The 12,393-nt window shown below is 54.2% G+C and carries 10 protein-coding genes; 5 read left to right on the top strand and 5 right to left on the bottom strand.

The window, feature by feature from the left end:
• Nucleotide 1 precedes the first annotated feature (1 nt).
• Nucleotides 2-880 (bottom strand): hypothetical protein, encoded by an 879-nt coding sequence (locus BMZ91_RS17105; protein ID WP_143076373.1) that lies wholly within the window; start codon nucleotides 878-880, stop codon nucleotides 2-4.
• Between the two features lie 163 nt (nucleotides 881-1,043).
• Between BMZ91_RS17105 and BMZ91_RS17100 the strand changes: the two genes are divergently transcribed.
• Entirely contained in the window at nucleotides 1,044-1,808 is a 765-nt protein-coding gene (locus tag BMZ91_RS17100; protein WP_092841535.1) for a hypothetical protein, read from the top strand.
• A 606-nt stretch (nucleotides 1,809-2,414) separates the two neighbouring features.
• Nucleotides 2,415-3,650, top strand: a complete 1,236-nt coding sequence (gene repC, locus BMZ91_RS17095) for a replication initiation protein RepC (protein ID WP_092841462.1) — start codon at nucleotides 2,415-2,417, stop codon at nucleotides 3,648-3,650.
• Between the two features lie 8 nt (nucleotides 3,651-3,658).
• On the opposite strand, the gene BMZ91_RS17090 is transcribed toward repC, so the two are convergent.
• Nucleotides 3,659-4,330: an SOS response-associated peptidase gene (locus BMZ91_RS17090; protein WP_092841460.1), complete on the bottom strand. Its 672-nt coding sequence runs from the start codon at nucleotides 4,328-4,330 to the stop codon at nucleotides 3,659-3,661.
• Nucleotides 4,331-5,033: 703 nt separating this feature from the next.
• Complete coding sequence (locus tag BMZ91_RS17085; RefSeq protein WP_092841458.1) at nucleotides 5,034-5,951, bottom strand: DMT family transporter; 918 nt, start codon at nucleotides 5,949-5,951, stop codon at nucleotides 5,034-5,036.
• A gap of 876 nt (nucleotides 5,952-6,827) precedes the next feature.
• On the opposite strand from BMZ91_RS17085, the gene BMZ91_RS17080 reads away from it, so the two are divergent.
• From BMZ91_RS17080 to uvrA, 3 genes are all read left to right on the top strand, one after another.
• On the top strand, nucleotides 6,828-7,067 hold the full coding sequence (locus tag BMZ91_RS17080; protein WP_045685362.1) for a hypothetical protein: 240 nt from the start codon (nucleotides 6,828-6,830) through the stop codon (nucleotides 7,065-7,067).
• 127 nt (nucleotides 7,068-7,194) lie between these two features.
• Nucleotides 7,195-8,166 (top strand): quinone oxidoreductase family protein, encoded by a 972-nt coding sequence (locus BMZ91_RS17075; RefSeq protein WP_045685359.1) that lies wholly within the window; start codon nucleotides 7,195-7,197, stop codon nucleotides 8,164-8,166.
• A gap of 8 nt (nucleotides 8,167-8,174) precedes the next feature.
• The gene (uvrA, locus tag BMZ91_RS17070; RefSeq protein ID WP_045685357.1) at nucleotides 8,175-10,706 is read left to right on the top strand and encodes an excinuclease ABC subunit UvrA; all 2,532 of its coding nucleotides are present in this window, start codon (nucleotides 8,175-8,177) and stop codon (nucleotides 10,704-10,706) included.
• Between the two features lie 274 nt (nucleotides 10,707-10,980).
• On the opposite strand, the gene BMZ91_RS17065 is transcribed toward uvrA, so the two are convergent.
• The gene (locus BMZ91_RS17065; protein WP_092841456.1) at nucleotides 10,981-11,421 is read right to left on the bottom strand and encodes a GFA family protein; all 441 of its coding nucleotides are present in this window, start codon (nucleotides 11,419-11,421) and stop codon (nucleotides 10,981-10,983) included.
• Between the two features lie 191 nt (nucleotides 11,422-11,612).
• Complete coding sequence (locus BMZ91_RS17060; RefSeq protein ID WP_045685336.1) at nucleotides 11,613-12,350, bottom strand: hypothetical protein; 738 nt, start codon at nucleotides 12,348-12,350, stop codon at nucleotides 11,613-11,615.
• Nucleotides 12,351-12,393: the final 43 nt, after the last annotated feature.

Raw genomic sequence — 12,393 nt, 5'->3', positions numbered from 1 at the left:
GTCAACGTGGTGGCCAGATTGTGTCTGCATTGAAGGCAGGTGCTATCACGTCACTCCAAATCTCTCGACCGACCCGCCCAATTTCTCCGGCGCTATTGATTTCCTCCAATGTACCGTCAGATAAATTTGCAGCAGTCGGAATGTACCGCGCCGTCAAACGATCAATGACAATTTCCGTCGCGGGAAAGGTCTCACTGAACTTTTTCAAGTTGGGTTCAAGTTGGTAAATCACCCCATTTGGAATGGCTCCTCGCGCAACCATCATCTCGGCTCGAATTTCGGCACTGATCACATCCTTTGGCGTTGGTTTGGTCATTCGTCCCCAGTCATCGAGGATGATCGACGGAACATACGGATAAATATCGTCACCAGCCCAACGCTGTCTTTTAATCGACGCATCAACGACCACGAAGGGTGGCGCACAAACCCATGTGTGGCCAAGTCTGGCACCGGGAAAGTCTGCCCGATCGACAGTATGCAAACCGCGCCAAATATCCTGATCTTTGACCTCGAATGTTGAACTGCCAACCAAACCAACGGACCAAACGCCAAGTCGGTCCAGACTTTTTGTTAAGAGTGAGCATGCCATTTCGCATGATCCTTCCAACGTATCTTCTTCCAGGACGGTTGCCACCAGCTGAGCAAGTTTGGGGACAGTCTCTCTTACATGAGCATCATATTCTCGATCACGGGGCCGAAGCATCACCCACTGCGCGTATGTCTCTAAAAGCGAAGGATCTCTTTGCTCGGCAGCTAAGAATGCTTCGCCGTCACAAAATCCGAATTGATCAGTATTCACACCTGCGCCAGTCAATTGCTGATCTAAGCGACGGAATTTTGCCTCGTTTCCGTTTTTGCGTCTTTTGGCCTCGCCCATCATCATGTCTCCCGGCAACTTTAGATTGTTGGCTTGCTACCATCATCCCGCCTCCAGCGAAATCCGTTGGATACGACAATCACTTGATTTAGGTCCCTTCTTTCGATTAAACAATATTATAACCGTCTCACGCCGTTATAATATGTTACTTAGAAAGGGGAACATCATGAAGAACATTCTCCGCACAAGCGCACTGGCACTGGCAACCGCCGTAGTCGGCATCGCAGCAGCACCCGAACGCGCGCAAGCCCAGACCTATCAGATTGATTGCGCAATTTTGTTATGCTTATCGGGAGGCTGGCCCGCATCTGTCCCATGCGCTCGCGCCCGCGCCGAGTTCATCCGCAGGATCACACCTTGGCCTGTTGAACCCCCGTTGCAAATCTGGCGCTGTCCGATGGGCGCGGCCTACACTGTTGATCCTGAAACCCTGACTGCCGGCCGGATCTACGACATTCTCCTAGAGTTGGACGATGTGGCACCACAGCAGTCGTACCCAAGCGCACCACTCACGGATTTCGCGCTTGAGCCACAGCCCGCCGTTGTTCGACGCAGTGGCGGGACTGGGGCCCCTCTCCCAGAAGGCTACGCATTGCAACTTGTTCAAGACGGGGGCGGCGCTGACATCGACATTAGCGGGCAAGAGTTCAACTTTGTGAGGTCCATCCGGGTCTACAACGTCACTTATGCAAGCCAGCGCGAAAGCGGGCGCGACGACGATTGCAACAGATCATTCTCCATGCGCGTCGGGACCTATGGGACACAGGGCGATTTTCGCTGGACCGGATCAAGCGACTATCGCTCACTTCCTGCAGCGCACACGGGGCTTGAGAACTATCCAAGCAACTGCCCGTCAATTTTCCATCGCTCTGTTTTCGTGGAATGGCGGGATTATGAAGGCAACTACGGCTTCGAGCAGGTCAACTACTAGGCGTAGTATGACGCCGAACGAACGATACTATAATTGCGACAGGCATCCAGACGTTGTATGCCTGTCTTCACAAATAATAAGAATCAACAGGCAGAGGAGCAGTTCCCGCCGTACAACGAGAAACCCCCGCAGAGGGGTTAACCTGTACGGGGGGTTTAGAACCAAGGGATTGGCGTCCCAAGCGGCTACAAGAGTTTTCAAGTCCGGTTCTAACACCCCACCCACATGGCAAGCAAGAAAAAAAACGCATTTGTGCGCTCGCTACATCTGCATCTTGGTCTGACCCTTCCAAACGCCACAAGAGTTAGACCAAGGCGCATCATACAGTAGGTACTATAGCCGAACGGCCAATACCCTGTATTCTGAGAGCGTCGGAAAAAAGAGAATCGAAAGGAGAGAACAGCCCTAGAAAGTAGAAACCCCCGCAAGGCGGAAACCTAACGGGGGGGTTCTGAAACCAAAGAACGCCAATTCTTTAGCAGATCAAAAAAGCTGTTGATCTCGGTTTTATCACCCCCTTCCAAAGCTGGCAACAAAAAACGCATTTGTGCGAACTATAAAGAATTGCCTGCTTCCGCCCTGCTTAAACCGAGCAAGGACAGAGACATGCACAGCATTGCAGCTCGTATTGAGCGATACGATCACCACACCGAAGGGTTTCCCACCCTACCAGACGGCATGGAGCGTGACGGCTTCATCCGTTTGTTTGAGAACGTCGCACCGACGATGTTCAATCTAACTGACGCGGAAATTTCCACTTTCGTCCGCATGGCCGAAGATCCCCGGCCAAGCGACTGGAAGTCGCCCGACCGCGAACCCTGTTGCTACCGTAGGCAGGGCGAGATTGCCGCGAGACGCAGCAAATCCCGTTACAGCATAGCCCGACACGAAAAGCGGCTTGCCGACGTGGGCCTGATCGACAAACGCACAATGGCGCATGGCGGCAGGTCAGGGTTTGATGGGTGCGGTGTGTTCTTCTCGCGCGCAATCGCACTGGTCCCCGCCATGCTGGCGCACCAGCACCAACAGGACGCGCTAAACAAAGAGCGCAACCTCCTGTGCAACACACGCAGCATCCACAAGGGCCACCTAAAGGCCGCGATCAATGACCTGGCCGACCTTGGGGCCGACACGTCGCAGATCGAAGCTGAATACGAAGCGTGGCCGGATGCACGGCAACTGAGGCGGATCGACATGGACGATCTTCGTCAGCACGTCGCAGAGGCCGACTTACTCACACAGCAGACCATCATTTTGCTTGATGAAACAGAGAATATGCAACACGGGTGCAGCACCAGTGCTACCCCCTATATACAAGATACAACCCAAGACTTTAATCCTGTCTGTAACGCAAGCGTGGATAAAAGGAGCGCGGGCAAGCCCGCGCACTCTGGATTTGTTGGTTCAGAGCCTAACGGCCCTGAACATTGCAGAGAAAAAGATGATGAAAAGTCGTGCGAGACAAGCAAGGGCGAAATTCGATTAAAGCTATCAGGACCGATCCTTTATGGCCTCGCATCACCGGACATGCAGCTCTACATCGACGCGAGGACCTGCGGACGACAACCCACCGAGCATGACGTTTCTGCTGCAGCCGTGCAGATGCTTCCCGAATTGGGCATAAATCAAACGGCGTGGCGTGATGCTTGCGAAGTGATGGGTCACAATGACGCCCTTCTCGCCTTGATCATCACGGATGCAAACAGGTTTACACCGGAAATCCGTGTTCAAAACCCCGGCGGATACCTTCGGGGCATGACCAGTGCAGCCCGCAACGGAACTCTGAATCTCGTAGGTAGCTTGAAAGCATTGGCCGAGCGCAAAGATGAGCAGAATAGATGATTGTTTTGCTATCCAGCGTCAGATTTGAGCGCTTCCCCGTGCTTGTGGATCGTCATTTGCTCGGATGGAAAAGGTGTAATCAACGAAAAGGCTTCTTCGGGCGAACCGTGAAGCCAAACTTCGAGATTTTCAGGCGACAGGATCACGGGCATTCGGTCTGGATGCACGTCGCGCACCAGTTCATTGGGCTTTGTCGTAATGATCGAGGATGTCACCAGCGACCGTTCTTCTTGTCCGTATTGGCCTTTGAAAAACCGCCAAACCCCGGCAAATACAAACGGCGGTCGCGCGTCTTCGCCTTTCAGCCCAAACCAGTAATACGTCGCCGGTTTTTTTCCCTTGGCCTCACAAAAACTGGTCGCAGGAACGAGACAACGCCGCGTTTCAAAGCTGGTTTTCCAAAATCTCGAAGTCAGCAGCTTGTCGTCACGCGCATTGTTCACGGCCTTGGGCTGGATTGGTTCTCCCGTCACTTTGGATTTTTGCGGCAGCACGAAACCCCAGTGAGACATTTCCAAGCGTCGCTCACCACCAGCGTCGAGAGTGATAATTGGAGCGGCCCCTTTTGGAAAAATTGCTGGCAGAGGTTGCGCATTTCCGAGCTGATCATTCTCGGGTTTTACGTCAAATAGCCTTCGCATCGTTTCTTGCGGGATGGTGTTGGAGTAAAGATTGCACATTGTTTGGGCCCCGTTTTTCACCCTTATAGTGAAATTTTTGGGGCGTCGCACGCAAGCGTGCGACCAGCTCTAGGTTTCAGCCGGCATAGGACGGCTTACACCCAGAACAGCCCCACCCTGCGCCCGGTGTTGCGATAGTCATTCAACGTCTCTTACAGAGCCGCGCCATTTCCTTCGCTGCATCCCCGCCCAGGGCAGGCCCGATCTGCCCGGAGGGTAACGATCTTCGCCCATGTGTCGTGAATATCAAAACGAATTTCATTTGCGTCCTCTCAAAGAAAAAGGACCGAAACCTTGCGGTCCCGGCCCTTTCGGTAAATCCAACCGGAGTTTTTTTCACCTTCCACGCACCGTCGCATCCCTGCTAGGTCCGCAGTTCCGTGCGATATTACAATATTGTCTATAATACAATAATATTATGTACCCATCCCGCACACCGATAGGGTGTTGTCCGCCAATCTACCCTTAAAATCGTTCTCCTTCATCTTCCCCTAAAAATCCTCGGGGGAGCGCCCTGCAGGGCGCGGGGGCAGACAGCCCCTTCTATCTCAGTTTTGAGGGAATGCTTCAGGACACATACGGCGCTGAGCGGCCATGTGGTCTCTTCAAGATGCAGCAGCCGGTACGAACGGCAGCTTTCGGGAAGCTGCGATGCAGCATTGAGCCGCTCACACAGTGTCCGGTATGTGCCGTGTTTCCTACTTCAAGGTGCAGTGATGGGCGGTGGTTTTCTTCGCTTGCCCGACAGCGCATTACCCGCAATCGCTGCGAGCAGAACTGCACCGCCGATCAGGGTGTTTACGGACGCAGTTTCCCCCAGAAACAGCCAGACCCAGAGTGGGCCAAGCAGCACTTCGGCCAGTGACAGCAGAGCAAGTTCCGCAGCGGGTAAGCTGCGCGAGCCCAGTGTATAGAGGATAAGTCCGGCGCCGACCTGGAATACCCCCATGCCCATTGCAATGCCGCCATCACTGGGGCTCAGCACGACGGAGAGCCCAAGGCCCAAGCAAATGGCCGAAGTGATGATGATCGCAAAGAGTCCCGACAGGAACACCGCGGGCAGCATTTCTCCTGTCCGCCCCCATCGTAGCGCCACGGTGAAGACAGCAAAACCGAATGCCGATCCAAGCGCGGCAAGGCTGCCTTTCAGGGCGACGCCTCCGGACTTGTCGGCGACCATGATCCCAATCCCGCCGATTGCGACGGCGATCGCTATCCAGGTTGCAGCGCGGACTGGTTCTCGCAACACGATCCATCCGAGTACTGCAGCCATAAACGGTGCGGTCGCAAACAGAAGCATGGCATTTGCGACCGAAGTGTTCTGGATCGCGTAGATACCCCCGGAATAGGCCGCGACCAGTGAAAGCCCCGCGATGATGGCAGGGGTACCGATGCGGCGGATTTGAACGAAGGGGCTTTCGTCAGAGCGCACCCTAATTAGCACGTATAAAAACAGCGACATGCTGATCGACCGATAGAGCAATATCTGCCACACGACAGCATCTTCGATCAAGCGAATGCCAAGGCCGACGGTTGACCACAGCACACCCGCAGCAAATACGAAGAGCACACCGTACTTGTGCGCATCCGCATTGGAAGATGAAGGAGAGATAGATGTCATTTCAGGCCAATCAAAGAGGTCTCTAAGAGCAAGTTAGCTTTTCAGCCGGAATTCGAACCACTCATATGCGACATTGGCATGGTTTACTGAGCGCGGTCTTGCCTAACCATAAACGCTGCGTGGTGCGTCTGGTGAAGCTCCTGCGCAGCATTTAACACTTCAGCCAGCGGCGGCTTTGGGCACACTGCCGCCATCGGATGCGGCGCGGCATCCAACCATATGTAGGCGAAACCGGCGACACGCCCGGCCCAGACCTGACCTTCAATCGCTGATCTTATGCTGCAATGCAGCCCGCCACAGCGGCCATTCGCACATTGTGCAGCATATTTTTGTCAAATGCCCGCGATGCGGACCTTGATGGCATACACTCCATAGCGAGCAATGACCGCTCAGCAGTTCGAACCGGATCTCCGCTCAGCTGTCAAATGCCGCATCGTAGCTTTCCCCCGCCGGACATCGCGCAGAACTTCGGTCTGCCGGGCACCTTCCGAAAAATGTCATTTGGCATTGGCGTACCCACGGATCTTGCCAGTGAGAACCGTTCGTTAAGGATACTAATAATTCATTGGAAATGTTCTTCGCCAAGGTCTTCTCGGTGAAGGAGAAAATGGCGATGGCAGGATCGACAACGGTCAAATCCACAAAAGATAAATCACGCAGCGTCTTTACTGTTCCAACCACGAATTTGAAAGGAAAAAGACCACTGTTTCTAACATACACAAATGGTCCACTCTTACGGCTCGGTAAAAGTAATTTACTGATTGAAGGGATTATCCTCCTGCGGGAATAGGGTAAAACTTGATCACCTGTCGAGCTTAGAGCGAAAAAACCACTAACCGTCGCCCATGCCCGCTAACGATTCAAAAAGGATGTGAGATGTTCAAGACCACGGACAGGCTGAATTTCAGCGGGCAAGATCTGGATGTCATTGAGCGCGCTCTACAGGCTCAGTCGAAAATACTGTCGTTGCAGGCCCGCGCCGGTGACAATAGTGCACTTAGGCGGCTAAATGACGTAACTCGTATTCTGGCGCGCTTGGAGCGGGACCGCCCTGAGGCAATAGAAACCATCCATCGCCACAGAGGTTTCAACAGTATTTCGCGCGTTTTCTGTTGATCTTATTAGTTGAGTTGAACGTTTGCGAACTTCAGTCCCCCATCAGATTAACGACTTGGGCTTCTTTAAGAGTGTGATACCGCTTCCTAACAGTTAGCCAACAACCACCGAAGAGAAAGATAATAGAATGAAAGCGATCAAGTTTCAAAAACCCGGTGGTCCGGAAGTCATGCAGTACGAAGACATCAATCTTGATGCTCCGGAACAAGGTCAAGTGCGCCTGCGCCACACCGCTATCGGATTGAACTATCTTGATACATATTATCGCTCCGGTGCTTATCCATTGCCTTTGCCAAGCGGTTTGGGCTCTGAGGCCGCGGGCGTTGTCGAAGCGGTTGGCTCGGGCGTAACTTCGCTGAAAGTGGGCGATAGAGTTGCCTACGGTGCAGGGCCGATCGGGGCTTATTCTCAAGCACGCAACATGCCAGCCAACAGGCTTTCAAAACTACCAGACGCGATTAAAGACAATATTGCCGCCGCCATGATGCTAAAGGGCATGACTGCGCGATATCTGCTGCGCGAAACCTATAAGGTCAAAGCGGGCGATACGATCCTCTGGCATGCTGTGGCCGGTGGCGTTGGCCTGATCGCCGTGCAATGGGCAAAGCACCTCGGCGTACGGGTTATCGGTACCACAAGCACACCGGAGAAGGCGGCACTGGCCAAGTCTTTCGGGTGCGACGAGGTAATCGATTACACGCAGGAAAACGTGGCAGAACGGGTCCGTGACCTGACCGAAGGCAAGGGCGTGCCAGTTGTCTATGACGGTGTGGGCCAGGCCACGCTTAATGCATCGCTTGATAGTCTCAGCCCTTTTGGCACGCTGGTCAGCTTCGGCTCGGCCTCCGGGCCGGTGAAAGGATTTGATACAGGCGTCTTGGCGGCTAAGGGGTCGCTTTACCTCACACGCCCCTCGCTCAATACATATGTCGCCAGCGACGCAGCCTTACAGGCCAATGTGGCCGATCTGTTCGAGGTCGTCATTTCGGGCGCGGTCAAGATCGAGGTCAACCAGACCTATGCGCTGGGGGATGCCGTCAAGGCGCATCAGGATTTGGAAGGCCGTAAGACAACCGGCTCAACTGTGCTGTTGCCTTAGATAAACGCGTGAAAAAAATTACCCAAGATAGCTCCCACAAGGTCCCGTGCGACCCTAACCACTGCATTCAGGTGCGGGGCGCGCGTGTTCACAATCTAAAAAATATTGACGTCGATCTGCCCCGCAATGCGCTTGTTGTTTTTACGGGCATCTCCGGGTCTGGAAAATCCTCGCTGGCCTTTGGAACGCTGTTTGCGGAATCGCAGCGCCGCTTTCTCGACTCAGTGTCGCCCTATGCGCGGCGTTTAATTGATCAGGTCGGCGAGCCAGATGTAGATGCGATTGATGGGCTTCCGCCAGCGGTCGCCCTTCAACAACAGCGTGGAGCGCCGTCGGCAAGGTCCTCAGTCGGGAGCGTCACGACAATATCCAACGGCCTGCGGATGTTGTATTCAAGGGCAGGGGAATATCCGCCTGGTCTGCCAATACTTTATGCTGACGCGTTCTCGCCGAACACACCGGATGGTGCCTGTCCCCGCTGTCATGGCATTGGCCGCGTGTTCGAAGTGACTGAAAAGTTGCTGGTGCCCGATGATACCAAAACCATCCGCGAGCGTGCAGTTGCAGCATGGCCCCCCGCATGGGGCGGGCAAAACCTGCGCGACATCCTCGTTTCGCTCGGCCACGACATTGACATACCGTGGAAAGACCTTCCGCAGAACACTCGTGACTGGATATTGTTCACCGATGAGCAACCCGTAGAGCCTGTCTTTGCCGGCTTCAGTCCTGAAGAGGCGCGCACCGCACGAAGGCGCAATATGTCGCCCAGTTACATGGGGACCTTCACGAGTGCACAGCGCTACGTACTGCATTCGTTTGCAACGACCCAGAGCCATCGCACGAAAAAACGGGTCTCGCAGTTCATGCGGATTACCGAGTGCCCGGATTGTGAAGGCAAAAAGCTAAAGCGCGAGTCACTGTCGGTGAAATTTGCGGGGCTGGATATCGGAGAATTGTCGCAACTCACGCTGAGTGAGCTCGCTGCACGGCTGCGCGAGGCTGCCATTGCGGAAACGATGGCGCATGACCCGCACCCGGAAAAGGCGATTGTGGCGCACCGAATTACCACTGACATTCTGGCCCGAGTCGAAGCGCTTACCACCCTTGGTCTGGGCTATCTGTCACTTGAGCGGAGTACGCCAACTTTGTCTCCAGGCGAATTGCAACGCCTGCGCTTGGCGACGCAGATACGCTCGCAACTTTTCGGAGTGATCTATGTTCTGGATGAGCCGTCGGCTGGGCTGCATCCGGCTGATACGCAAGCATTGCTGGGCGCGCTGGACGAGCTCAAAGGCGCTGGCAACTCGCTCTTTGTTGTCGAACACGATGACAGCGTCATTCGTCATGCCGACTGGATTGTGGAGATCGGACCCGATGCTGGCACTCATGGTGGCGAAGTCGTCTACAATGGCCCGATAGAGGGCCTACGCGACGTGAAGGCGTCACATACTGGGCGCTATCTGTTTTCGCCAGATGCCTCTGCAGATCGGATGCCGCGGCATCCTACAGCCTGGCTAAAGCTGGCAGGGGTCGAACGCAACAATCTCCGGGGGCTGGATGTCGAGTTTCCCTTAGGCATCTTAACAACAGTCACCGGTGTATCGGGTTCGGGAAAATCGAGCCTTGTGAGCCAAGCCCTCGTCGAGCTCGTCGGCGAAGCTTTGGGGCAAGAAAAGCACATCGAAAACCCCAGTGATGAGGCTGGGCTGCTGGAGCAGGAGCTGGAGGCAGCTACCGAAGGTAAGATTTTGGACGGCATGCAACATGTTCGGCGGCTTGTCACCGTCGACCAAAAACCAATTGGCCGCACGCCACGCTCCAACCTTGCCACATACACGGGGTTGTTTGACCATGTTCGCAGATTGTTCGCGGCGACGCGAGAAGCAAAAGCGCGCCGCTACGATGCAGGACGTTTTTCGTTCAATGTCGCAAAAGGCCGCTGTCCGAATTGTGGCGGAGCGGGATTTGTCAGCGTGGAACTGCTATTCCTCCCCAGCGTCTACGCGCCATGTCCAGTGTGTCAGGGGCAGCGCTACAATGCGAAGACGCTGGAGATTACCTACCGCGACAAAAACGTTGCCGAAGTCCTGAACCTGACGGTCGAGATGGCACACGACTTTTTCTCCGAAGAACCTCCGGTTCTACGCGCCATTGAGGCGTTGCTGCAGGTTGGTCTGGGGTATCTGCGGTTAGGTCAGCCGGCAACCGAGCTTTCGGGCGGCGAAGCACAAAGGATTAAGCTCGCAACGGAGCTGCAGCGCGCCGGGCGTAGTGGCACCCTCTATATTCTGGATGAGCCAACAACCGGCCTGCATCCCGCAGATGTGACATTGCTTATGAAACAATTGAATGGCTTAGTTGACGCAGGCAACTCCGTCATCATGGTTGAGCACAATATGCTGGTGGCCAGAAGCAGCGATTGGATTATCGACATTGGCCCCGGCGCAGGCGACGAAGGGGGTGCTGTTGTTGCACAAGGCTCTCCTGCGAAAGTTGCAGCGTCGAAGGACAGTCGAACAGCGCCATTTTTGCTCAGGTAAAGCTCGCCGATAATCAAAGCCTCGCAGAGCCTCAGGATTGAGACGTTCGGTATCAGAAACCCATGAAACTGTCTCCCATCAGGACAATATCATAACGGGAGATACGGCGCCCCCGATGATCTTATCAGCTAAAGTGGTCATTTAAGCTTGCCGAGGACGCCAATATCATCAGGGTTGGAACCGGGGTCCAGCATCCGGCAATCATCCCGCGCTTCTTGCTGCGGAATGTTTGCTTTCTGTTGATCCCCGATTTCGTCGCAAGGAAGCCCGCTACTTAGGCAGGTTCGGGCCAAACAAACTCTGGACGCAGGCTGTCATAAACCGGCCGACCGTCCGTTGGCTTGGCGTAGCCTTTCGATGTGTCGTAGAAGGCGTGATAAGTGGCTTCCGGGAATGAGGCTTCTTCATAGCCCATCACGTTGGGCACCGCGACGCGGATCCGCTTTTGCTTATCATCAAGCATCAGCGCAGCCCCGCAATCAGCACAGGTGCAAAGTTCGAGCGGGCCGTCCGGATTGTCCTTGTTAAACGGCTGCCTGTTCATTTTTTCAGGGTGGTCAACCGACAGGTCGTCGTGTTTGAAAAAGGCCACATGGGTGGTTTGTTGCCCGGTCACACCTTTACAGACATTGCAATGACAGACGTGGTTATCGATCGGCTCTGATGTTGCTTTTACCTTAACGTGGTCACAACCACCGGTATAGGAACTGGTCATAGTATCGTCTCCTTTTGCGCGTATCCTCTTGGAACACTGCTAAGTTGAACACAGATTGCAACAGAAACCGTCGTGATGGCGTCTGTCGGTGGCAGATGCAGTTTGAAATTATCCACACTCTGTAGCCCTGAATCTCAGCTACAAATTCTCGAGAGGTTGAAACTCTCTCGACGTGAATTCTTGAGGGTGGGTCAGATTGAAATCTGAACCACCGCGTAAACGATGACCGCTGCGGCAAACGCCAAAAACGAAGAAGGATGTTCTCTCGAAAACTCCTCTTCCAGCACTACCAGAACAATACCGCCGGCGAGAAACGACAGTAGCAGCGTGACCAAAACCGGCGAAATGACGGTAGTGGCCCCAACAACCCAGCCCACAAGAATCGCGACTGTAAGAGCCCATCTACCGATCCGCTGATAGACCCCCTTGTGGATCGCCATCATTCGATAGTCTACGACCAGAAAATGAACCGCCATTGAGAGTACAAAAATCACGAGCGAGACCGGATTGTTCATTTGCACAATCAGGTAGCCGATGACGGCCTTGTAAAAGGCGTAAGACGCAAGGTGAATCCAGACCCTAAGGCCGGTCGTTTGCTGTTCGGTGTGAGTGCCAATTGCTTCAATTGGCCTTTCGACCAGGCGCTCCATTCCATAAAACGCGACGAGGCCAATCAGCAGCGGCAGAAATGGGCTATGCTTAAGGATGTCCGTGGCGTAGCCCAACGTTTCTGGAAAAGCAGCGGTCCCATCAACAATTTTTGGCAACAGACCTAAAAAGACGTAGCTGATGGAGATGCCGTCAGCAAACGACAGCCAGTATTTCTGCGGCAGATCACGCTTCCACCGCAGCATATCTGCGAGCACGTGAACCAAGCTGAGAAACACAACCGATGCAAGTGAAAGCCCAATCAGCGTAATATTGTTCATGTTTTTATCCTCTCAGTTGCTAAGGGTCCGTGCTACCGAAGTT

The organism is Roseovarius lutimaris, from assembly GCF_900115165.1.
GTDB classification, from domain to species: domain Bacteria; phylum Pseudomonadota; class Alphaproteobacteria; order Rhodobacterales; family Rhodobacteraceae; genus Roseovarius; species Roseovarius lutimaris.
The sequence above is the reverse complement of the archived record's forward strand: the minus strand, read 5'-3'. Positions and strand labels throughout refer to the sequence as shown.